The organism is Mycobacterium sp. IDUB_17, assembly GCF_055419465.1.
This window is the reverse complement of the sequence record NZ_JBVAXS010000002.1, coordinates 587,271-608,219: the sequence shown is the minus strand read 5'-3', so window position 1 is coordinate 608,219 and position 20,949 is coordinate 587,271. Positions and strand designations below refer to the sequence as shown.

The 20,949-nt window shown below is 67.8% G+C and carries 23 protein-coding genes; 9 read left to right on the top strand and 14 right to left on the bottom strand.

The features are described 5' to 3' along the window. Window positions 1-3 precede the first annotated feature (3 nt). From ACZYZ7_RS10050 to ACZYZ7_RS10040, 3 genes are all read right to left on the bottom strand, one after another. On the bottom strand, window positions 4-1,101 hold the full coding sequence (locus tag ACZYZ7_RS10050; protein WP_463740822.1) for an LLM class flavin-dependent oxidoreductase: 1,098 nt from the start codon (window positions 1,099-1,101) through the stop codon (window positions 4-6). Further along, entirely contained in the window at window positions 1,098-1,598 is a 501-nt protein-coding gene (locus ACZYZ7_RS10045) for a GNAT family N-acetyltransferase (protein WP_450069314.1), read from the bottom strand. Before ACZYZ7_RS10045 ends, ACZYZ7_RS10050 begins: the two co-directional genes overlap by 4 nt. Window positions 1,599-1,703: 105 nt before the next feature. Beyond that, window positions 1,704-2,783, bottom strand: a complete 1,080-nt coding sequence (locus tag ACZYZ7_RS10040; protein WP_450069737.1) for a class I SAM-dependent methyltransferase — start codon at window positions 2,781-2,783, stop codon at window positions 1,704-1,706. Between the two features lie 73 nt (window positions 2,784-2,856). On the opposite strand from ACZYZ7_RS10040, the gene ACZYZ7_RS10035 reads away from it, so the two are divergent. Then, window positions 2,857-3,720 (top strand): SDR family oxidoreductase, encoded by an 864-nt coding sequence (locus tag ACZYZ7_RS10035; protein ID WP_450069315.1) that lies wholly within the window; start codon window positions 2,857-2,859, stop codon window positions 3,718-3,720. Here ACZYZ7_RS10035 and ACZYZ7_RS10030 read toward each other — a convergent pair. Genes ACZYZ7_RS10030 through ACZYZ7_RS10005 form a run of 6 tightly spaced genes read right to left on the bottom strand, consistent with a single transcriptional unit; the run spans window position 3,717 to window position 7,861 of the window. Continuing rightward, entirely contained in the window at window positions 3,717-4,130 is a 414-nt protein-coding gene (locus tag ACZYZ7_RS10030) for a hypothetical protein (protein WP_135452116.1), read from the bottom strand. The two genes, ACZYZ7_RS10035 and ACZYZ7_RS10030, sit on opposite strands and share 4 nt — an antisense overlap. 3 nt (window positions 4,131-4,133) lie before the next feature. Then, a complete protein-coding gene (locus ACZYZ7_RS10025; RefSeq protein WP_450069316.1) occupies window positions 4,134-5,342 on the bottom strand; it encodes an O-succinylhomoserine sulfhydrylase in 1,209 nt (402 codons plus the stop codon). A 7-nt stretch (window positions 5,343-5,349) separates the two neighbouring features. Further along, the gene (locus ACZYZ7_RS10020; protein ID WP_463740821.1) at window positions 5,350-5,763 is read right to left on the bottom strand and encodes a rhodanese-like domain-containing protein; all 414 of its coding nucleotides are present in this window, start codon (window positions 5,761-5,763) and stop codon (window positions 5,350-5,352) included. Beyond that, complete coding sequence (locus ACZYZ7_RS10015) at window positions 5,760-6,227, bottom strand: Rv0361 family membrane protein (protein WP_450069317.1); 468 nt, start codon at window positions 6,225-6,227, stop codon at window positions 5,760-5,762. Before ACZYZ7_RS10015 ends, ACZYZ7_RS10020 begins: the two co-directional genes overlap by 4 nt. A gap of 8 nt (window positions 6,228-6,235) precedes the next feature. After that, window positions 6,236-7,534, bottom strand: a complete 1,299-nt coding sequence (gene purT, locus ACZYZ7_RS10010; protein WP_463740820.1) for a formate-dependent phosphoribosylglycinamide formyltransferase — start codon at window positions 7,532-7,534, stop codon at window positions 6,236-6,238. 24 nt (window positions 7,535-7,558) lie between these two features. After that, entirely contained in the window at window positions 7,559-7,861 is a 303-nt protein-coding gene (locus tag ACZYZ7_RS10005) for a UBP-type zinc finger domain-containing protein (protein ID WP_463740819.1), read from the bottom strand. A 43-nt stretch (window positions 7,862-7,904) separates the two neighbouring features. Here ACZYZ7_RS10005 and ACZYZ7_RS10000 point away from each other — a divergent pair, with 43 nt between their 5' ends. From ACZYZ7_RS10000 to ACZYZ7_RS09980, 5 genes are read left to right on the top strand one after another with little or no spacing between them, the layout of a single operon-like run. Beyond that, a complete protein-coding gene (locus ACZYZ7_RS10000; protein ID WP_463740818.1) occupies window positions 7,905-9,497 on the top strand; it encodes a Na+/H+ antiporter in 1,593 nt (530 codons plus the stop codon). Continuing rightward, window positions 9,490-11,496 (top strand): MMPL family transporter, encoded by a 2,007-nt coding sequence (locus ACZYZ7_RS09995; protein ID WP_463740817.1) that lies wholly within the window; start codon window positions 9,490-9,492, stop codon window positions 11,494-11,496. Before ACZYZ7_RS10000 ends, ACZYZ7_RS09995 begins: the two co-directional genes overlap by 8 nt. 11 nt (window positions 11,497-11,507) lie before the next feature. Next, window positions 11,508-12,323: an alpha/beta fold hydrolase gene (locus tag ACZYZ7_RS09990; protein ID WP_463740816.1), complete on the top strand. Its 816-nt coding sequence runs from the start codon at window positions 11,508-11,510 to the stop codon at window positions 12,321-12,323. Between the two features lie 9 nt (window positions 12,324-12,332). After that, window positions 12,333-13,538 (top strand): cytochrome P450, encoded by a 1,206-nt coding sequence (locus ACZYZ7_RS09985; protein WP_463740815.1) that lies wholly within the window; start codon window positions 12,333-12,335, stop codon window positions 13,536-13,538. A gap of 5 nt (window positions 13,539-13,543) precedes the next feature. Next, the gene (locus ACZYZ7_RS09980; RefSeq protein ID WP_450069323.1) at window positions 13,544-13,738 is read left to right on the top strand and encodes a ferredoxin; all 195 of its coding nucleotides are present in this window, start codon (window positions 13,544-13,546) and stop codon (window positions 13,736-13,738) included. 16 nt (window positions 13,739-13,754) lie between these two features. On the opposite strand, the gene ACZYZ7_RS09975 is transcribed toward ACZYZ7_RS09980, so the two are convergent. The 4 genes from ACZYZ7_RS09975 to ACZYZ7_RS09960 form a co-directional block, all read right to left on the bottom strand. After that, window positions 13,755-15,248, bottom strand: coding sequence for an HNH endonuclease signature motif containing protein (locus ACZYZ7_RS09975; RefSeq protein WP_450069324.1), 1,494 nt, complete (start codon window positions 15,246-15,248; stop codon window positions 13,755-13,757). A gap of 199 nt (window positions 15,249-15,447) precedes the next feature. Beyond that, complete coding sequence (locus ACZYZ7_RS09970) at window positions 15,448-16,107, bottom strand: hypothetical protein (protein WP_450069325.1); 660 nt, start codon at window positions 16,105-16,107, stop codon at window positions 15,448-15,450. 43 nt (window positions 16,108-16,150) lie between these two features. Continuing rightward, on the bottom strand, window positions 16,151-16,774 hold the full coding sequence (locus ACZYZ7_RS09965) for a PaaI family thioesterase (RefSeq protein WP_450069326.1): 624 nt from the start codon (window positions 16,772-16,774) through the stop codon (window positions 16,151-16,153). After that, window positions 16,771-18,066 carry an adenylosuccinate synthase gene (locus ACZYZ7_RS09960; RefSeq protein ID WP_135452093.1) on the bottom strand — a complete coding sequence of 432 codons (1,296 nt, stop codon included), beginning with the start codon at window positions 18,064-18,066 and terminating at the stop codon, window positions 16,771-16,773. The genes ACZYZ7_RS09965 and ACZYZ7_RS09960 overlap by 4 nt, the downstream gene beginning before the upstream one ends. Before the next feature lie 105 nt (window positions 18,067-18,171). Between ACZYZ7_RS09960 and ACZYZ7_RS09955 the strand changes: the two genes are divergently transcribed. The 3 genes from ACZYZ7_RS09955 (at window position 18,172) to ACZYZ7_RS09945 (ending at window position 20,525) form a co-directional block, all read left to right on the top strand. Continuing rightward, a complete protein-coding gene (locus ACZYZ7_RS09955; protein ID WP_135452092.1) occupies window positions 18,172-18,753 on the top strand; it encodes a hypothetical protein in 582 nt (193 codons plus the stop codon). Between the two features lie 29 nt (window positions 18,754-18,782). Further along, the gene (locus ACZYZ7_RS09950) at window positions 18,783-19,562 is read left to right on the top strand and encodes a site-2 protease family protein (protein WP_450069327.1); all 780 of its coding nucleotides are present in this window, start codon (window positions 18,783-18,785) and stop codon (window positions 19,560-19,562) included. A gap of 66 nt (window positions 19,563-19,628) precedes the next feature. Beyond that, window positions 19,629-20,525: a cation diffusion facilitator family transporter gene (locus tag ACZYZ7_RS09945; protein WP_135452088.1), complete on the top strand. Its 897-nt coding sequence runs from the start codon at window positions 19,629-19,631 to the stop codon at window positions 20,523-20,525. Between the two features lie 3 nt (window positions 20,526-20,528). Here the strand turns inward: ACZYZ7_RS09945 and ACZYZ7_RS09940 are convergent, their stop codons facing one another. Next, entirely contained in the window at window positions 20,529-20,945 is a 417-nt protein-coding gene (locus ACZYZ7_RS09940) for a DUF3151 domain-containing protein (protein WP_450069328.1), read from the bottom strand. Between the last annotated feature and the right edge of the window lie 4 nt (window positions 20,946-20,949).

Here is a 20,949-nt window from a genome sequence, read left to right as displayed (position 1 = left end):
TCGCTAACCGCCCCACCGCTGCGCTATCAGCCGGTGGGAGCGCAAACGGTCCTCGTGCCGGTGCGTCACCGAGGTGATGACGAGTTCGTCCGCCCCGCTCACCCGTTGGAGGGCCGCCAGCCGCGCGGCCACCTGATCGGGGTCTCCGACGAATTGCGTTGCGGTACGGTCCCGGACCACCTCCAGCTGTTCGTCGGACAGCGGTCCGCAGTCGGCCGGATCCGGGTAGGGAATCGCGCCGCCGCCGGCCCGGATCGAGTACACCCAGTGGCCGTAGCTGGACGCCAGATACCGCGCGGTGGCTTCATCCTCGGCCACCACCACGTCGGCCGATACCGCCACGTACGGCTCGGACAGGTACTCCGACGGGGTGAATCCGTTGCGGTACACCTCGATTGCCTCCAGCGCGGTGGCCGGGGTGATGTGATAACTCGCCACGAACGGCAGCCCACGCGCGGCCGCGACGCGGGCGCTCTGTCCCTTGCTGCTGCCGAACACCCACGGGGTCAGGCCGGCGCCGGCGCCTGGCACGGCTGTGCCCACCTCGTAGCGGCCGGCGAGCATGGCCAGGATGTCATCCAGCTGTTCGGCGAAATCCGGTGTGACAGCTTCGGGTTGCTGCAACACCGCCATCCGGGACCGCACCTGCGGGTCCCGCATCAGCGCGCTGACGTCGTACGGAGCCGGGACCACCACGCCATCGACCTCGTGCCACTCCCTCGGCGGCCGTGGCTCGCGGGGCTTGTCCCGCACCGCTTCGGCGCGTTTCTGCCCCGAGCGGCCCACCCCCAGATCGATCCGGTCGGGATGGAACGCGGCCAGTGTGCCGAAGCTCTCCACCACGGCGACGGCGGTCGTGTGGCCGAGTTGCACAGCCGCGGTGCCGACCCTGATCCGTTCGGTGGCCGCGGCGATCTGCCCCACCAGAACGGCGGGTGACGAGCTGGCCACCGATACGAAATGATGCTCGGCGACCCAATACCGTTGAAAGCCCCACTGTTCGGCGTGCTGAGCCAGGTCGACGGTGTTGCGCAGGGCGGTCACGGCGTCGCTGCCGGCACTGATGGGAGCCAGGTCGAGAATCGATAGCGGCACCGTCATGTGCCGTCCTCCCTCGACAGCTCCTTCTCGAAGGCGATCGGACAGACCGCCCCCTCCCCCTCGGCCGGCATCGGGGCGATCAGTCGGCTGTAGCCCGCCGAGTCGTAGAGCGCTTCAGCCTCGGGTTGGAGGTGACCCGTCGTCAGATAGACCCGCCGGTACCCGCGTGCGGCGATCTCGCGTTCGAGGTGGGCCAGCAGCACCCTGGCGTATCCCCGCTGCCGATAGCGACTGTCGGTCCAGATGCGTTTGAGCTCGGCGGTGTCGGCGTCGAATCGGGTGAATGCCCCGCCGGTTACCGGCACGCCGTCGAGCACCCCGATGTACAGGCCACCGCCGGGCGGGGCGAACTCGTCGGCGGACTTCCCGCGCAGCCAAACCATCATCTGTTCGGGTGTTCCGCCGTAGCGCCCCGAGTACTCCACCGACAACTCGGCCAGCAGCGGGGCGGCCAGTGGATCATCCAGGCCGACCGCGGCAAACCGCACACCACTCACGGGGGCTGACTTAACCACCGTTCCGACATTCACGCCTGCTTCAACGCACAGTGCCGGCCGGGATATGCCCACAGGCTCAGCCTGAACAAAACCCTGCCGAGCCGCTCATTTCCTGGCGAGGTAGTAGTAGTTCGCCGGGTCCTGCTCGATCTCGGTGACTTCCACATCGGTGAATCCAGCGTCGGTCAGCATCGACACGGCCAACTGCCTGCCCCACATCGTCCCCAGCCCGGCGCCTCCCAGGCCGAGCGAGACCGACATGCAGTGCGTCAGCGAAACCGCGTAGCGATACGTGCTCATCGGGGCGCCGATGTTGTCCTCCAGCCGACTGGAAGCCTTGATGTCGGCCATCACCAGGACTCCCCCCGGCCGCAGGGAGCGATGGATGTTCTCCAGTACCCGGGCCGGCTGCGCCTGGTCGTGGATCGCGTCGAAGGCGGTGACGAGGTCGTACGCCCCGGTCTGGTCCAGGTCGGCCAGGTCGGCAGGCAGGAACGAGACATTGGTCAAACCGCGTTGCGCCGCATCGGCGGCCCCGGTGCCGACCGCTTCCGCCGAGAAGTCGATACCGGTGAATCGGCTGGCCGGATAGGCCCGGGCCATCAGGCCGATCGCGTACCCACTGCCACATCCGAAATCGGCGACGTCGATTCCGCTCTCGAGCCGTCGCGGAAGGCCATCGACCAATGGCAGCACGGAACTGAGCAGGGCGGCGTCGAAAACCTCTCCACTGCGTTCGGCCATCACGGTGTGGAAGCGCGGGTAGTCGTCGTAGCTCAGACCGCCCCCATCGCGGAAGCAGCCGAGGATCTCCTGTTCGACTTCGCACATCAGCGGGACGTACTGGGCCAGGCGCGCCAGATTGCCCAGGCCGGCGTCGCGCGTCAGCGCCGCGGCACGGTGGCCGGGCAACCGATACGTCGAGGACTCCACGTCGTAGTCGACCACCCGCGCCGCGGCCATCCCGCCGAGCCATTCACGGACGTAGCGTTCGTCGAGGCCGGCTGCGTCGGCGATCTCGGCGCTGGTTGCCGACGGCAGGTTCGCCATCGCGTCGAACAGCCCGGTCTGATGGCCGAGGCTCATCAGCAGGACCAGGCCCGCGCTGTCGATCGCCGAGGTCATCCGTTCGGAGAAGTCTTCAACCGTCTCGGTAACTGCCTGCTGGTCAGTGCCATTCACCATCACGCCCGCCCAGACTACGCCGCCTCGGCCACCCCCTTCCGCGCAAAACTTGACACGTGTAAAGTTCGCCGCCATGGACAACATCAGGGGCAAGACCATCGCGATCACCGGCGCCGCGCGCGGCATCGGTTACGCCACTGCCAAGGCCCTGCTGGCCCGGGGCGCCCGCGTCGTGATCGGCGACCGTGACGTGGCGCTTCAGGAGTCGGCTGTCGTCGAGTTGGGCAAGCTCGGCCCGGTGTCCGGCTACCCGCTCGACGTCACCGACCGCGAATCGTTCGCGACGTTCCTGGACAAGGCCCGCACCGACGGCGGCGGGCACATCGACGTGCTGATCAACAACGCCGGCGTCATGCCGATCGGCCCGTTCCTGGAGCAGTCCGAGCAGGCGATCCGGTCATCCATCGAGGTCAACGTGTACGGCGTGCTCACCGGTTGCCAGTTGGCATTGCCCGAGATGGTGAAGCGCCGCAGCGGCCACGTGATCAACATCGCGTCGCTGTCGGGACTGATCCCCCTGCCCGGCCAGGTGGTCTACGTCGGCGCGAAGTACGCCGTGGTCGGACTGACCACCGCACTGGCCGACGAAATGGCCCCGCACGGAGTGGACGTGTCGGTGGTCATGCCGCCGTTCACCAACACCGACCTGATCGCGGGCACCAAGTCCAGCGGGGCGATCAAGCCGGTCGAGCCCGAGGACATCGCCGCCGCCATCATCAAGACGCTCGACAAGCCGAAGACCCACGTGTCGGTGCCGCCGCCCCTGCGTTTCACCGCGCAGGCCGCCCAGATGCTGCCGCCCAAGGGCCGGCGCTGGATGAACAAGAAGCTGGGCCTGGACAGTGTGTTCCTGGAGTTCGACGCCGCCAAGCGCAAGAGCTACGAGGACCGGGCCCAGTCAGCCCAGGGCGTCATCGACTCCGACGGGAAGACCTAGCCGAAGGTCGGCAGCTCGGCTCCGTGACGGTAGCCCTCGATCACATCGAGGGCGCCGTCGAGCAATTCCTCATGGGTGAATTCGTAGCGCTCGACGCTGCCGACGAACACCACCCGCACGATCTCGCCGTCCTCGGCCGCATCGAGCCACAGTGAGGTCACCGCGAGGCCGTCCTGGACCTGAGCCCCGGATGGCTCGTAAAACCACACGGCGTAGTCGTCGTCCGACTGTTCCTCGTCGAACTCCCAGCCGCGCTGGGTGATTCGCTCGTCGAACTCGGCCAGATCGGCGACCACAGCGTCGGGGATGTCCGCCAGTTCGTCGACGGACTCCGCCGACACCCGGTTCACACTCCGGACGGCCTGCCGCTTGCGGCGGCGGGCCTTCTTCTCGTCGGATCCGCGTGACACGGGCTAGCCCAGCGCCTGGTCCAGGTCGGCGATCAGGTCCTCGGTGCCTTCCAGACCGACGGAGATGCGGACCACGCCGTCGCCGAGCCCGATGGCCGCGCGCCCCTCCGGGCCCATGGCCCGGTGTGTGGTGGTGGCCGGATGGGTGATCAGGGACTTGGCATCGCCCAGGTTGTTGGAGATGTCGATGACGCGCAGCTTGTCGAGCACCTCGAAGGCGCGGTCCTTGCCGCCGTCCAGTTCGAAGGTGACCACGGTGCCGCCGCCGCGCATCTGCCGCTGGGCCAGGTCGTACTGCGGATGAGACTCCAGGAACGGGTATTTCACCCAGTTCACGCCGGCCTTGGCCTCCAGGAACTCGGCCACCGAGTGCGCCGAGCGGTTCGAGTAATCCACCCGGACCGCAAGCGTCTCAAGGCCTTTCAGCAGCGTCCAGGCATTGAACGCGCTGATCGCCGGGCCGGTGTGACGCATGAGCTTCTGCACCGGACCGTCGATGAACTCCTTGTCACCGAGGATCGCCCCGCCGAGCACCCGGCCCTGACCGTCGATGTGCTTGGTGCCGGAGTAGACCACAACGTCCGCGCCGAGCGGCATGCCCTGCTGCAGAAGCGGAGTGGCAAAGACGTTGTCCAGCACCACCTTTGCACCGGCAGCATGCGCCAGCTCGGACACCGCGGCGATATCCACCAGGGACTGCATCGGGTTGGACGGCGTCTCGAAGAAGACCGCCTGGGTCGGGACCGACAGCGCCTCTTCCCACTGTGAGAGGTCGTCGCCGTCGACGAACACCGTCTCCACGCCCCAACGCGGCAGGATCTCGCTACACACCACGAAGCACGACCCGAACAGGCTGCGGGCGGCCACCAGGCGGTCGCCCGCCCCCAACAACGCCCCCAACGCGGTGAACACCGCCGCCATGCCGGTGGCAGTGGCGAAGCACGCGGGTGCACCCTCGATCAGGCGCAACCGCTCCTCGAACATCGAGATGGTCGGGTTGCCGTAGCGCGAATACACGAAGCGGTCGATCTCGCCGGTGAACGCCTTCTCGGCCGCAGCGGCGGTCTCGTAGACGTAGCCCGAGGTCAGGTACATCGCCTCGGCGGTTTCCTCGAACTCCGACCGCAGCAGACCGCCGCGCACGCCGATGGTGGCCTGGCTGACGCCGTCGGGCAGGGCAGCCGGGATCCGGACAGATGGGATGTCGGTCATCGGGCCCTCAGCTCTGCTTCCACGGCAGACCGACGGCCTTCCAGCCGGTACCCCCGCGGTGGCGGTTCTCGTCGAGATTGCCTTCGAATCCGTCGAGGATGTTGTAGGACGGCCCGATGCCCGCCGCGGTGGCGGCCTCGGCAGCGCCGATCGAACGATTGCCGGAGCGACACAGGAAAACCACCGGCCGTTCGCCCGGCGTCACACCCGACGCCTGAAGATCGTCGACGAACGCGTCGTTATGGCTGCCGTCGGTACGGTTCCATTCGACGTAAACCACGTCACGCTCAAGGCTGGACAGATCCGGGGCACCGACGAAGCGCCATTCGGCGTCGGTACGACAATCCACCAGCACGGCCTCGGAATTCTCACTCAGAAGTTTCCAGGCCTCCTCAGGCGTGATGTCTCCTGCATAGCTCACGGGCGTGAGTCTCCCATACTCGAACAGACGCGCCATTGGCCGTCCTCACGCACGAACGACGTCTCGGTGTTCACCTTGGCGTCGGGGGTGTTACCGAAGTGGTAGACCACCGTTGCGGTGGCCCGATCCCCCTCGACCTTGACCTCCGTCACGTCGTCCACATACCTGGCGCCCTGCCTGGTCACCGAATCACGCTGCCGGGCAATGAAATCTGCCTCGGCCCCACGCTGGACGGTGCAGGTGTAATCCGAGAATTCGCCGAAGTTCTCCCGCTGCAGCGCGTCATTCTGGCCGACCGCCGCGAGGCTCACCTTCTGCTCCTCGCTGCGCCCGTCGGTGCCGAAGACGTTGAGCAGAACGACAACGATCACCACGAGCACAATGACGGCCAGCGCACCCAGGAACGGCGCCATCGTGGGCCGATCGGATTGCGAAAACTCGGTGCCTTCTGTGTCCTCAGCCATATCCCGACCTACCACAGCTTGCGCAGCGCGGTGCCGACGCGGCGGGCACGGTCACGGGCGATGATCACGTCAGGGGCGGTGGCCAGCGCGACGCCGAGACGGCGCGGAGCGTCGGATTCGCCCGGGCGACCGAAGAGCCGCACATCGCTCTCCGAGGTGGCCAGCGCTTCGGCCAACACCGTGCTGATGTCGGCCGACGGCTCGCCGGCGTCGGCCCCACCGTAGGTGACCTCGGCAGCCGCCGGGGAGATCATGATGGTGTCCACCGCCAGGCCCAGAATCGCCCTGGCATGCATCTCGAACTCCGACAACCGCTGCGACCGCAGCGTCACCAGCCCGCTGTCGTGCGGACGGATCCGTACATCGGAGAAGTACACGTCGTCGCCCTGGACCAGCAGCTCAACCCCGAAAACCCCGCGACCGCCCAGCGAGTTGACGATCCGCGCGGAGATCGACTTCGCGGCATCCAGCGCAGCCGGCGACAGCGGCTGAGGCTGCCAGGACTCCAGCACGTCGGTCCCCACCTGACGGTGCCCGATCGGCTCGCAGAACTGCACGCCCGGACCGGTCGGACCGGTGGTGCGCACGGTCAGCATCGTGATCTCGTATTCGACCTCGACGACGGACTCGGCCAGCACCCGGTTCTGAGCGATGTGTCCGGCGGTGGTGGCACGCTGCCAGGCCGGCTCGACATCGTCGGGACGCAGCAGCACCGACTCGCCGTCACGCTGGGCGCCCATCACCGGCTTGACCACCAGCGGGAAGCCGGCATGCTCGGCCACCGCGGTCAGCTCCTCGACCGACCCGGCGAACCAGAACGGCACCGTAGGCAGGCCCAGCTCGTCCGACGCCAGCCTGCGCAGACCCTCGCGGTCCTGGCTGAGCCGGATGCTGCGCGGGGCCGGCAGAACCTCGATGTCGCCCCGCTCGGCCACGGCGACCAATGCGTCGGCGGCGATGACACCCGACTCGGCAACCACGTAACGCGGCTTCTCCCGCTCGATCAGCGCGGCGAGTTCCTCGGCGTCGTTCATCTTGATCACCGCCGAGCGGTCCGCGACGCTGTGCGCGGGCGCGTAGTACCGGTCGGCGGCCACCACGACGACGCCCAGCCGCTGGAACGCCAGCGCGAGCTCACGGCTCAGGTCACCCGAACCCAGCAGCAGCACTGTCGCTGCAGGGTCCGTGGGCTTACCGGCGCCGGCTTCTGATCCGTCGTTCGCGGCCTCGGCCGGAGCATCTTCGGCGCCGTCGACCTGATCGTCGGCCAGGTCATCGGTCTGCGCGTCCTCAATCGATTCACTCATCGCACGTACCAGCCTGCCAGATCGTCACCCGACTCGATGGTCGATATAGCACCAACGCCAACTCTCGCCGGGTTCCGCCGAACGCATGACCGGATGACCGGACTGATGAAAGTGCTTGGTGGCATGCTGATGCGGGCTCGAGTCACAGCAACCGACGTGGCCGCAGGCCAGGCACATCCGTAGATGCGCCCAGTTGTTCTCGCCGTCTTCCTCGCATTCCTGGCAGCGACCGGGGGTCAACGGCTGCGGCTCGTCGACCGCCGCGTCGAGGTGTTCACAGGTGCGAGGCGCCGGATTCGGCTCACGCCGACGTGATCTCCTCAACATGTTGATCAAGGATAGGCACGGCACACGAAGGAGGAACGACAACGTGGGTGCCTCACTCCTGGCGGCGCTGGTGGCCGCTGTCCTGCTGGCCGCCGTGGCCCGCCGCTTCGACGTCTCGGCGCCGTTGGCGCTGGTGGTCGCCGGCCTCGCCGGCAGCGCGCTGCCCGGCTTCCACGATGTCCACCTGGACCCCGACCTGGTGCTCTTCGTGATCCTGCCGCCGCTGCTGTGGTCGGCGGGGCTGGAGAGCAGCTACCTGGCGATGCGCAAGAACATCAGGACGATCGGGCTACTGGCGGTGGGTCTGCCGTTGGCCACGACGCTGGTCGTCGGCATCGTGGCGTTCCACACCGTGCCCGAGCTCACGATCGCCGCCGCACTCACCCTGGGCGCCATCGTGGCGCCGCCCGACGCCGTGTCGGCGACGGCTGTCGGCCGCCGGCTCGGGCTGCCGCGCCGCATCATGACGCTGCTCGGCGGCGAGAGCCTGCTCAACGACGCCACCGCGCTCACCGCCTACAAGGTGGCCCTGGCCGCCGCGATAGGCGCATCGGCCACCTGGAAGGGCGGGCTTGGCACCTTCGCCCTGGCCGCGGCCGGCGGCGTCGTGGTGGGCGTCACGCTGGGCATGATGGTGCACTTCATCCGCACCCGGCTCGACGATCCGCTGGTGGAGAGCGCCATCGGCCTGGTGGCACCGTTCACGATCTACCTCGTCGCCGAAGAAGTGCACGGCTCCGGGGTGATCGCGGTGGTGGTGGCGGCATTGCTGCTGGGACAGCGCGAGACCGACGCCGGCTATGCGACCCGGCTGCAGGACTCCGCGGTGTGGAAGGCATTGCAGTTGGTGCTCGAGTCGTTCGCCTTCTTCCTGATCGGGCTGCAACTACCCAAGGTGATCGGCGAACTCACCGGGATCTCGGCGGCCACCCTGGCGATCTCGTCGGCGGCGGTACTCACGTCGGTGATCATGGTGCGGATCATCTGGGTGTACTGCTTCGCCTATCTGCCGCGGCTGTTGTCCAAGAAGGTGCGCGCCCGCGAACCGCGCCCGACCCCGGGGCAGGTGTTCATCCTGGCCTGGGCGGGCATGCGCGGGGTCGTCTCGCTCGCCGCGGCGTTCGCCGTCCCGGCCACGACCCTGTCCGGTGACCCGTTCCCCGGCCGCCCGCAGTTGGTGTTCCTGACCTTCGTCGTCGTGGTCGGCACGCTGTTGCTGCACGGTCTGACGCTGCCGTGGTTCATCAGGGTGCTCGGGGTGCAGGGCAACGAAGAGCATGCCGACGCGATCGCCACCGCGGCCGCACAGGACCGGGCTGCCAGGGCCGCCGCGGACCGCCTCGACGAACTGCTCTCCGAACAGACCCCCGGCAGTGACGTACCCGAACGCGCCGGCGAGATCCTGCGGGCATGGAACACCCGGCGCCGCAATGCCGCCTGGGAACGCCTGGGCCGCGGCGAAGACGACATCGGGGAGAGCCCCGCCTCGGCCTTCCGCCGATTACGGTTGGAAATGCTTGCCGCCGAACGGCAGACGTTCATCGCCGAGCGCGATGCCGGGCACATCGACGATGAGGTGCTGCGCACCGTGCTGCGCGGTCTCGATCTGGAAGAGGCGACACTGAACCGTGATTAGACGTTTGGCGTGGCTGGCTGTACTGGTCGTGGTCGTCTCCGGCGGACTGCTGGGCCTGCTGAGCGGAGGCGACGCCGCCTCGCAGTCGCCGGTCGCCGTTCCGTCCGACGCCGAATCGGCCCGGGCCGACGCCCTGCGGGCCGATTTCCCCGGCGGCGATCAGGTTCCGGCGATCCTGGTGGTGACCCGCACCGACGGCGGTGAGCTCACCATGGCCGACGTCGACGCCACCGCCGATGCGCGCCACCGGATGACCGATGCGCCCGGACCGCCCGTGGTGGTCGCCGACGACGGCAAGGCCGCGGTGGCCACCGTGCCGTTGAAGGCCGACCTGTCGGGTTTCGGTCTCAACGACGCGGTGAAGGATCTGCGCGCGACCGCTACCGACGGCTTGCCGCCCGGGCTGCGGGCCGAGATCACCGGCGGCCCGGCGTTCGGTGCCGACATCGCCAATTCGTTTGCCGGAGCGAACATCACATTGCTCGCGGTGACCGCGACCGTGGTGGCGCTGCTGCTCATCATCACCTACCGCTCGCCGGTGCTGTGGCTGGTGCCGCTGCTGGTGATCGCTTTCGCCGACCGCGTCGGCGCCGTCGTCGGCACCGCGGTGGCCTCCGGATTCGGCCTCAGCCCGGACGGTTCGACATCGGGCATCACAAGCGTGCTCGTGTTCGGTGCGGGCACCAACTATGCGTTGCTGTTGATTTCGCGGTACCGGGAGGAGCTCGGGCGCACCGAACGACACCGCGAAGCCCTGGTGGTTGCGGTGCGCGCCGCCGCCCCGGCGATCGTCGCGAGCAACGCCACCGTGGTGCTGGCCCTGCTGACCCTGTTACTCGCCTCCGCACCCAGCAACCGCAGCCTCGGCGTGCAGGCTGCATCGGGCCTGGTGGTCGCCGCGGTCTTCGTCCTTGTCGTGTTGCCGCCGCTGCTCGCCCTGTGCGGCAAGCGGTTGTTCTGGCCGTTCATCCCCAAGGTCGGTGCCACGCCGCTGACGGAAAGCGGTGTCTGGCACCGGATTGCGGACTCCGTGGCGCGCAAGCCCGCCCGCGTCGCGGTGGCCTCGCTGGCCGGCCTCGCCGTGCTGTGTACCGCCCTGCTGGCCACGCCGATCGGGCTGACCCAGACCGAGCAGTTCCGGGTACAGGCCGAATCGGTGACCGGATACCGGACACTGGCCGCACATTTCCCGAGCGGCCTGACCGACCCCACCCGCGTCATCGCCGCCACCGCCAACGCAGGTGCGGTGCAGCGGGCGATCACCGACACTCCCGGCGTCGTCTCCGCCACCCCCGCGGGTCAGTCGCCGACCGGGCTGACACAGTGGTCCGTGGTGCTCAAGGCCGAACCCGCCTCCGATGAAGCGTTCGAAACCATTGACGCCCTGCGTGATTCGGTCCGTTCCGCGGACCGGGACGCGGTCGTGGGCGGGTCCGACGCCCAGGCCAGGGACACCGCCGCGGCGGCCAAGCGCGACCGGCTCGTGGTGATCCCGGCGATCCTGGCGGTGGTTCTGGCAGTGCTCTACCTGCTGCTGCGCTCGGCGTTCGCACCACTGGTGCTGGTCGGGGTCACCGTGCTCAGCGCGCTGGCCGCACTCGGCTTGGGCGGCTGGGCCAGCGTGCATGTGTTCGGCTTCCCGGCCCTGGACAACAGCACCCCACTGTTCGCGTTCCTGTTCCTGGTGGCCCTCGGTGTGGACTACACCATCTTCCTGGTGACGCGGGCCCGTGAGGAGACCCCGGAATACGGCACACGCCAAGGCATCGTGCGCGCGGTGTCGGCCACCGGCGCGGTGATCACCAGTGCCGGTGTGGTGCTGGCGGCGGTGTTCTGCGTGCTGGGCGTACTGCCGCTGATCGTGCTGACGCAGCTGGGCATCATCGTCGGACTGGGCATCCTGCTCGACACGTTCGTGGTGCGCACGGTGATCATCCCGGCGCTGTTCACGTTGATCGGCCCGCGGATCTGGTGGCCGGGCCTGAACGCCGAGCGCTAGGACTGCCTACCATGTCGCACGTGGAGGAGTTGACGCTGCCGACCAAGCTCGGCCGGCTCCGGGTTCAGGTCACCGGTCAGGGTGAGGCGATCCTGTTCTGGCCGAGCCTGTTGATGACGGGCGACATGTGGGCCGCGCAGGCAGCCGAGTTCGGCACCACCCACCGGGTCATCGTGGTCGACCCACCCGGCCACGGCGGCAGCGAAAAGCTGACCGCGCCATTCAGTTTCACCGACTGCGCAGATACCGTCGCCGACATCCTCGACGGCGTGGGGGTCGAACGCACGCATTTCGTCGGCAACTCGTGGGGCGGAATGATCGGCGGGACATTCGCGGCGCTGTACCCGAGCCGTATCGGCCGGGCCGTGCTGATGAACTGCACGGCGTCGGCTGCCGGCCGGCGTCAACGGTTCGAGTACGGGCTGCTGCTCCGCGCGGCAAAAGTGCTCAACGGCATCCGCGGCCCCCTCACCCGGTCGGTACTCAAGGCGTTCCTGGGACCGACATCGATGCGGGTACGCCCAGAAGTCGTCGCATTCGTCGGCGACACCGCGCACCGGGTCGACATCGACTCGAGCGCATGGGCGGTGCGAAGCGTCGTGCCGCGACGCCCGGATCAGCGGGCCCTGCTCTCACAGGTGCAAACCCCGGTGCTCGTGGTCGCCGGCGCCGAGGACGCGACGTTCCCCCTCGCCGAGACCAAGGCCATGGCCGATTCCATCCCCGGCGCCGAGTTCGTAGTTCTCGACGGCGTCGCACACTTGGCCGCCCTGGAGAATCCCGCCCTCGCCAATACGCTGATCAGGGACTTCCTCGGGCGCGCGTAGCGTCGAAGCATGACTGAGCCGGTCACCCTGCCGCCGCTGCACATGCGGCGCAACGCCTTCGACCCGACGTCCGATCTGAGCGAGATCCGCGAGAACGACGGGGTACGCACCGTCACCAGCGCGCTCGGCAACCCGGTGCACCTGATCACCCGCCACGAGGACGTCAAGGCGGTACTCAGTGACCACGAACGGTTCTCCAACAGCAGGCCGCCTGGTTTCACCCTGCCCGGGGCGCCCGAGATGTCCGAGGAGGAGCTGGCCAGCGCACGGGCCGGCAACCTGCTGGGCCTCGACCCACCCGAGCATCAACGGTTGCGCCGCATGCTGACGGCCGAGTTCACCATCCGTCGGATGAAGCGGCTCGAGCCTCGGATCATCGAGATCGTCGACGCCCGGCTCGATGCGATGGCCGTGGCCGGCCCACCATCGGATCTGGTGGCCGACTTTGCGCTCCCCATCCCCTCGCTGGTGATCTGCGAACTGCTCGGGGTCCCCTACGAGGACCGTGACGACTTCCAGCACCGCTCGACGCTCCAGCTCGACCTGTCGCTGCCCATCGCGGAACGCCTTGCGCTGCAACAGCAGAGCCGTGATTACATGCGCGGCCTCGTTCGGCGGGCCCGCCAGGATCCGGGCGAGGACATCCTGGGCATGCTGATCCGTGACCACGGCGCCGAGTTGTCCGACGACGAACTCGTCGGCATCGCCGGGCTGCTGTTGCTCGCCGGGCACGAGACGACGTCGAACATGCTGGGCCTGGGTGCCCTGGCACTGCTGCGCCACCCCGAACAGCTGGCCGCGGTGCGCGACGACCCGGATGCCGTCGGCCCCGCCGTCGAGGAACTCCTTCGCTGGCTGTCCATCGTGCAGAACGCCATCCCCCGCTTCACCACCACCGACGTCGAGGTGGCCGGGGTACGGATTGGCGCGGGCGAGTTGGTCTTTGCCTCACTGCCCGCAGGCAACCGGGACCCCGACTTCATCGACAGCCCTGACGTGCTCGACATCCGCCGCGGCGCACCCGGACATCTGGCCTTCGGCCATGGCGTGCACCATTGCCTCGGGGCCCCGCTGGCCCGCATGGAGATGCGGATCGGCTTCCCGGCCCTACTGCGGCGATTCCCTGCCCTTACGCTCGCGGAACCGTTCGATGCGGTGCAGTACCGTTCTTTTCACTTCATCTACGGGTTGAAATCGTTGGCGGTAACGTGGTGATTGCCATGAAAGTAGAAGCAGATCAAGACGCCTGCATCGCATCGGGCAACTGCGTGATGATCTCCGATGTCATCTTCGACCAGGGCGAGGACGGCGTGGTCGAAGTCCTCGTCGACGAAGTTCCTGACGATCAGATCGACCAGGCGCGCCAGGCCGTCAAGCTGTGCCCCGCGTCGGCATTGAAGCTCACCGGGGAGTGAAATCGGGCGGTACCCGTCAAAACGGTGGCGGTGGTCCATATTCTTCGGCGAGCCAGGCTTGGTATTCGCGTTCGATTTCGAGGTCGTTGTTGAGTTCGGCGCGTAGCCGTCGTTCGGCGTTGATCCGGTCTCGGCGGTCCTGCTCGCGGGTTTGGCGGCGGGTCGGCATCCTCGCGCCCCGGTTCGGGTGGTGGGCCGGCGGTTCGGGAAGGTTCAGCTCCCCGGTGGGTTGTGCCAGGGTCGGGAACATGCCGGCGCCGTGGGGTTCGGTGACGTAGGTGTGCCCCGTCGGTGCGGTGAATTCGACGGTGCCATCGGGCAATTGACGGTCCGACCAGCCCGCGCAGAACGTCTTGACCAAGTGGTGGGCGCGGCAGTAGAGCTTGTTGTTCGACGGATGCGTGGGCCCCAGCGGATAGGGCATCGTGTGGTCGATGTCGCAGCGCTCGACGGGGGCATCGCAGCCAGGGAAGCGACACGTCAGATCGCGCCAGCGGATGAACTCCGAGAGCGCCACCGAAGGGCGATAGCCGGGTTCAGACCCATCGGAGTCGGTGGGTTGGGGTGGCTCGGGCTCGGAGGCGGCCTCGCCGGGTTCGGTTGGCTCGGCGGGTTCGGCAGGCACGTGCAGCGGCTTGATCTTCGCCGTGGCCGCGAGGTCGCGCACCGACTCGGCGGGCAGGATCCCGTGCCCCGGTAGATATCCCGGATCATCCGAGGTGCCATCGACGGTGGCCCGGTCGGCCAGCACATGAACCACCGCCGCATCGGCCGCGGCCCGCTTCTGCGCGGCCGGGCAGTCCGGTAACCCACACCGGCACGGCAGTTGGGCTTCCAACCGGGCCAACGGCCCCACCGCATCCGCGCGGCGCTGCTCATGGGTACGCGGATCGTGCTCGCACACTGTCGCCGCCAGGGCGTTGAGGCGTTGATCCAACGCTGCCCCGTCGACGGCATCCAGGTTGGCCCACACCGTCGCCTTGCCGGGGCTGCCCGCCTCGATCTGCACGAACCGTTCCTCAGCCACATCCGGGGGCACCCGCACCCCATTCGGGTCCAGCTTGGCGATCCACTGATCCACCCGATCCCGCAACTGCCGCTGCGAGAACCGCATCCACCGATGCGCCCGCGCCGCCAACTCCGCATCCAACCCGGCCCACACCGCTTGGTCCACGATGCCGGTGCGGGCAATGATCGTGCACACCACCCGATAATCGATATCCCCAACCGCGAACCGCGCCGCCACCTGGGGCAGCTTGTCCCGCAACACCCGAGCATGATGAACCTGAGTCCCGGCCCGCCCCCGACTGATCCGCAACGCCGCCGACACCTCCGCGGCGACCTCCTCGAACGGATCAGTCCGCCACAAAATGGACTCGGCCAGCTCCTGTTCGCGCAGGGAGTCCAACGCCCCGATCGCCGCCAACCGGCCCGCGATCGCCACCGACTCCGCCCGTGCACCGGCACTGATCCTGTCGATCAGCTCCGCATCGGAATCGGTATCGAACATACGTTCGAGTATGCCACCACCCACCGACACGCGAGGGCTGTTATCTCTAGGGCATCGGTCGGGGCGAGGTCCTCGCCGAGCACACCAGTCCCGAACCCGGCATCACCTACGTCGGCAACGGCCGACCCCCAGGGACCCGCCCAAGGAACCCACAGCCGACACCGATGTCCTGAGACATCACACCGACAACCGTGGGCGATCACCCCTCGGGCTGTGCGGGATGCTCTCGCTCGCCGTGCAGGTGGATCACCCCGGCCCGGATCAGGATCAGCACACTGACGGCAAGCACCCAGAGCGGGAACGCCAGAACGATCCACATGCTGACATCGCCGGCGATCAGAAGGCCCAGTGCGACAAGGTAAGTCGTGTACACCAGCGGACGTGGCATCAGACCCGTCTTCAACCAGATCGTCGCCAGCGACATCATGAACACCGCCGCCATCCGGACGCCGTAGGTCTTACTCAGCGCCATCAACACCATCTGCCCGAACGTGGCGACGTGGCTGTAGGCGGTGGCGTCGGTAATCCCCGCCCGGCTGGCGATCAATCCGGCACCGACGGCTGATGAAACGAACATCATCGCCAAGAACAGGATTCCGCTGCCCAGGAACACCGACGAGAAGAATCGGTCCTCATAGCGGCCGAAGCCGTCGCGCACCACGCCGATGAACCATAGAAACGCGATACCGGCGAACGGCATCAACACCGACGCCACCCGCAGTCGGGTCGTCGCGCCGTCGACCCATTGCGAGCCGGGCTCGGCCCCCTCTGGCAATGCGGTGCGGATCAACACGAGGGCCACCCCGAACAGCACGGCGAACAAAACCCCCGCCAACGCAGCCGCCCGCGGCGTAGACAAGCGGTGCAAGTGTTGTTGAACCACCGCGTCATCGTGACACGGCTCAGGGCTGGCCGGGCAGCAATCTGATCATCAGGCCGTGGGCCTCGGCGAGCAGATTCTCGTCGGGGTCGCGGAGTTCGGCATTCACAAATGCCTTGCGCCCCTCGGACTCACGCACCCAGCCGCGCGCAGTCAGCTTGGTGTCGATGGGCGTCACCTTGCGGTAGTCCACATGCAGGAAAGCCGTGCGGCTGATCGGCCGGCCCGCAGCGTGGATCACCATGCCGAACACCGAGTCGAAGAGCAGTGGCAGCACACCCCCGTGCACCGCGTAGTTGCCGCCGACGTGGAACCGGCTGAACTGCACGTGCAATTCGACGCCCTCGGGCTCGAACTTCGACATGGTCCACGGCGCCATCAGCAAGCTGCCCGCACCTGGCAGGGACGGCACCCGGTTGGCCGGGCCCACACCCTCCGCCGCCTCGTACGGGTCGAGCAGTTTGACGAGTTCCTCGGCCCGGTTGGCCGCGTCGTCCCAGGTGTCGCTGTCAGGGTCGGCCGATACCGCGAGATCCTGGACGCGACGCATCGCGGTCAGGAACCGCCCGAATCCGGGACCCGGGTCGGCGGCTTCGAAAACCGGGAAACCGCCGTGCTGTTCGAAGACCGATGGTTCGTCGCTCACTTGGCGGCCAAGATGTCACGTCGCACGATCGTCTGCTCGCGGCCCGGACCCACGCCGATGCACGAAACATGGGCGCCGGCAAGCTCTTCCAGCCGCAGCACGTAGTCCTGCGCCTTGGCGGGCAGATCAGAGAACTCACGCGCGGCCGAGATGTCCTCCCACCAACCGGGCAGCTCCTCGTAGATCGGCTCGGCGCGGTGAATGTCGGACTGCGTCATGGGCATCTCGTTGGTGCGCTTGCCGTCGACCTTGTAGCCGACGCACACCGGCACGGTCTCCAGGCTGGACAGCACGTCGAGCTTGGTCAGGAAGTAGTCGGTGATGCCGTTGACCCGGGTCGCATAGCGCGCGATCACCGCGTCGAACCAGCCGCAACGCCGGGCCCGGCCGGTGGTCACGCCGACCTCGCCGCCGGTCTTGGCCAGGTACGCGCCGTGCTCGTCGAACAGCTCCGTCGGGAACGGACCGGACCCGACACGAGTGGTGTAGGCCTTGAGGATTCCCAGCACCGTGGTGATCCGCGTCGGCCCGATCCCGGAACCGACCGCAGCGCCGCCGGCCGTCGGATTCGACGAGGTGACGAACGGGTACGTGCCGTGGTCGACGTCGAGCAGGGTGCCCTGCGACCCCTCCAGCAGCACGGTCTCGCCGCTTTCCAGCGCCTGATTCAGCAGCAGCCGGGAATCGGCGATGCGGTGTTTGAAGCCTTCGGCCTGGGCGAGCAGATTCTCGACCACCTCGGCCGGTTCGAGCGCCTTGCGGTTGTAGATCTTGACCAGCACCTGGTTCTTGAATTCCAGTGCGCCCTCGATCTTTTCGGCCAGCAACTGCTCATCGAGCACGTCGGCGACGCGGATGCCGATGCGGGCGATCTTGTCCTGGTAGCAGGGACCGATGCCGCGTCCGGTGGTGCCGATCTTCTTGCTGCCCGCATATCGCTCCACGACCTTGTCGATGGCGACGTGATACGGCATCAGCAGATGCGCGTCGGCGGAGATCAGCAGGCCCGAGGTGTCGACGCCGCGATCTTCCAGCCCTTTGAGCTCGGTGAGCAGCACACCCGGATCGACCACCACGCCGTTACCGATGACGTTGGTGACCCCCGGTGTCAGGATGCCCGAGGGGATCAGGTGCAGTGCGAAGTTCTCCCCTGTGGGCAGGACGACGGTATGCCCGGCGTTGTTACCCCCCTGGTACCGAACGACCCACTGCACGCGTCCACCGAGCAGATCGGTGGCTTTACCTTTGCCCTCGTCGCCCCACTGGGCGCCGATGAGGACGATTGCCGGCATGGCGTAATCTCCCGCCTAATCTTCCGCACTAATGTGATGCAGCCGGTAGGTCACCTTATCCCAGCTCACGCCAGGAACACATTTGTCTGACCACAAGGAGCAGTTTTGACCACCTCCGACGGGGTTGCGGTGGTCGGCACGGCGCGTGTTCCGCGCCCGCTCCGCGGCCTGCCGAGGGTCGATGTCGACGACCTCGGAACGCACCGCAGACTGGTCGTGACCGGCGGCGAAGCCGATCTGGCCGCCGTTCTGACCGCGCTGCTGCGCACCGATCGGCTCGACGTCGAGGTCGCGGCGGCCACCGGCAGTTGGTCGGCGCGCCGCGCACTTCGCGCCCCGGCCCGGCGTGTCCCACTGATCCGCGACGAGACGGGAACAGTGCTGGTAAGCGCGGCGCAATGGCACGGGGCCGACAGTGCGCCGCTGCAGGGCGAAGCCATCGTCGACGACGTCGTGCTGTTCGACGGCGAGGCACCGGGCGTCCGGGTCGAGCCCACGCTGGACATGCCGGGCCTGCGCGCGAGCGTGCTGTCGGACCGTGGCCGGCCCCAGCGCTGGGTTGCCGGACGCGCCGCGCAGCTGGGCACGCCGGGTGCGCAGGTGATCCGCGACGGGGTGTCCGCGCCGCGGACGGTACGGCGCTCGACGTTCTACCGGCACACCGAGGGTTGGCTGCGAGTCGGCTGATCGACCAACACTGCAGGTAGCGTCGAATCGTGAACATCCGCCCGCTGCATCAATCGGTACGGCCGAGCCCGGTATTCCTGGCCGTCGTCGCGCTCACCGTGGCCGGTGGAGTGCTGGCCTGGCTCGCCGGGATGGAGCGCACGACGCTGTCCTACGTCGGCGTCTTCATCCTGGTCATCGCGGGCTGGTTGGTGTCCCTGTGCCTGCATGAATTCGGCCACGCCTTCACCGCATGGCGGTTCGGTGACCACGACGTCGCGGTACGCGGGTATCTGACGCTGAACCCGCTCAAGTACTCGCATCCGCTGCTGTCGCTGGGGTTGCCGGCGCTGTTTATCGCGCTGGGCGGCATCGGTTTGCCCGGCGGGGCCGTCTACGTCCGCACCTCGTGGATGACGGCCCGACAGAAAACCCTGGTCAGCCTGGCCGGCCCGGCCGCGAACCTGGTACTGGCGGTGATCCTGCTGGCCGTCACCCGGATCTTCTTCGACTCGGCCCACGCGGTCTTCTGGTCCGGGCTGGCCTTCCTGGGATTTCTGCAGGTCACCGCGCTCGTACTGAACCTGCTGCCGATCCCCGGGCTGGACGGCTACGGCGCACTGGAACCACACCTGAGCCCCGACACCCAACGAGCGGTGGCGCCCGCAAAGCAGTGGGGTTTCCTCATCCTGATGGTCCTGCTGTTCACGCCCACGCTCAACCGCTGGTTCTTCTCGGTGGTCTTCTGGTTCGTCGACCTCTCGGGAGTACCGAGCCAACTGGTGTCGTGGGGCAGCGCGCTGACCCGGTTCTGGTCCGCCTGGCTCTGACGCTTCGTCGCCGACGGTGGCCTCGCCACTTGCCACATATGCGTATTTCCGCATATATTTCGGGGCATGGGTGCCGGCCACGATCACAGCCACAGCAGCGATACCCGCGTCAGCAGGATGATCCTCGCCGCGGTGATCCTCAGCGCGTTCTTCGTCCTCGAGCTGGTCACCGCACTGCTGATCAACTCGATCGCACTGCTCGCCGACGCCGGCCACATGCTGACCGACCTGGTCGCCATGTTCATGGGATTGACCGCGGTACTGCTGGCGAAGCGCGGTAGCTCATCGCCGGCCCGCACCTACGGCTGGCACCGAGCAGAGGTTTTCACCGCCGTGGCCAATGCCGCCCTCCTGCTGGGCGTGGCGGGCTTCATCCTCTACGAGGCCTTCGAACGCCTCGGCGATGCTCCCGACGTTCCCGGCGTGCCCATGATCGTCGTGGCCCTGGCGGGCCTGGCCGCCAACGCCGTCGTCGTGATGATGCTGCGGTCGCACTCCAAGGACAGCCTGGCCGTCAAGGGCGCCTACATGGAGGTCGTGGCCGACACCGTCGGCAGCATCGGCGTCCTGGTCGCCGGCATCGTCACCGTCACCACCGGCTGGCCCTACGCCGACGTGGTGGTCGCGGTCCTGGTGGCCCTGTGGGTGCTGCCCCGGGCCATCGCGTTGGCCCGCGCCGCGCTGCGGATTCTCAGCGAATCCTCTCCGCAGCACATCGACGTCGAGGAACTCCGAGCTGCGCTCGAATCGGTGGACGGTGTGACCGAGGTGCACGATCTGCACGTGTGGACACTGGTCCCCGGGAAGGACATGGTCACCGCGCACTTGACCAGCAATGCCGACGCCGTCCGAGTGCTCGACGACGCACGCGCGGTACTCAACGCCCGGGGCCTGGCTCACGCCACCGTGCAGGTGGAACCGCCCGAATCAGCAGACGACTGCTCGTGCGAGGCGAAGGACTGAGGCTCAGGCCAGGCCGAGCTCGGCCCGCGCCAACGGATCGCAGTCGTCGAGCAGATCCAGGCACCGCTGGAACTCGTCGGTCTCGCCGATGTCGTCGGCGGCCCGGGCCAGCGAGGCCACGCACCGCAGGAATCCCTGGTTCGGCTCATGGGCGAACGGCACCGGGCCGAACCCCTTCCAGCCGTTGCGGCGCAACTGATCCAGCCCGCGGTGATAACCGGTGCGGGCGTACGCGTATGCGGTGACGGCCTTGTCATCGGCGAGCGCCTTCTCGGCCAGTACCGCCCAGGCGATCGACGCCGACGGGTGGGCGGCGGCCACCACGGCCGCCTTCTCCCCCGCAGCCAATTCGTCCTCGGCCTCAGGGTCCCCTGGAAGGAAGACCGGTTCCGGCCCCAACAAATCACCCATCCGTGTCATGGGC

Bases quoted from the DNA above. Each gene is read 5' to 3' on its own strand.
- ACZYZ7_RS10050 (WP_463740822.1), bottom strand. From the start codon at position 1,101: ATGACGGTGCCGCTATCGATTCTCGACCTGGCTCCCATCAGTGCCGGC.
- ACZYZ7_RS10040 (WP_450069737.1), bottom strand. From the start codon at position 2,783: ATGGTGAATGGCACTGACCAGCAGGCAGTTACCGAGACGGTTGAAGAC.
- ACZYZ7_RS10035 (WP_450069315.1), top strand. From the start codon at position 2,857: ATGGACAACATCAGGGGCAAGACCATCGCGATCACCGGCGCCGCGCGC.
- ACZYZ7_RS10025 (WP_450069316.1), bottom strand. From the start codon at position 5,342: ATGACCGACATCCCATCTGTCCGGATCCCGGCTGCCCTGCCCGACGGC.
- ACZYZ7_RS10015 (WP_450069317.1), bottom strand. From the start codon at position 6,227: ATGGCTGAGGACACAGAAGGCACCGAGTTTTCGCAATCCGATCGGCCC.
- purT (WP_463740820.1), bottom strand. From the start codon at position 7,534: ATGAGTGAATCGATTGAGGACGCGCAGACCGATGACCTGGCCGACGAT.
- ACZYZ7_RS10005 (WP_463740819.1), bottom strand. From the start codon at position 7,861: ATGTTGAGGAGATCACGTCGGCGTGAGCCGAATCCGGCGCCTCGCACC.
- ACZYZ7_RS09990 (WP_463740816.1), top strand. From the start codon at position 11,508: ATGTCGCACGTGGAGGAGTTGACGCTGCCGACCAAGCTCGGCCGGCTC.
- ACZYZ7_RS09985 (WP_463740815.1), top strand. From the start codon at position 12,333: ATGACTGAGCCGGTCACCCTGCCGCCGCTGCACATGCGGCGCAACGCC.
- ACZYZ7_RS09980 (WP_450069323.1), top strand. From the start codon at position 13,544: ATGAAAGTAGAAGCAGATCAAGACGCCTGCATCGCATCGGGCAACTGC.
- ACZYZ7_RS09975 (WP_450069324.1), bottom strand. From the start codon at position 15,248: ATGTTCGATACCGATTCCGATGCGGAGCTGATCGACAGGATCAGTGCC.
- ACZYZ7_RS09960 (WP_135452093.1), bottom strand. From the start codon at position 18,066: ATGCCGGCAATCGTCCTCATCGGCGCCCAGTGGGGCGACGAGGGCAAA.
- ACZYZ7_RS09945 (WP_135452088.1), top strand. From the start codon at position 19,629: ATGGGTGCCGGCCACGATCACAGCCACAGCAGCGATACCCGCGTCAGC.
- ACZYZ7_RS09940 (WP_450069328.1), bottom strand. From the start codon at position 20,945: ATGACACGGATGGGTGATTTGTTGGGGCCGGAACCGGTCTTCCTTCCA.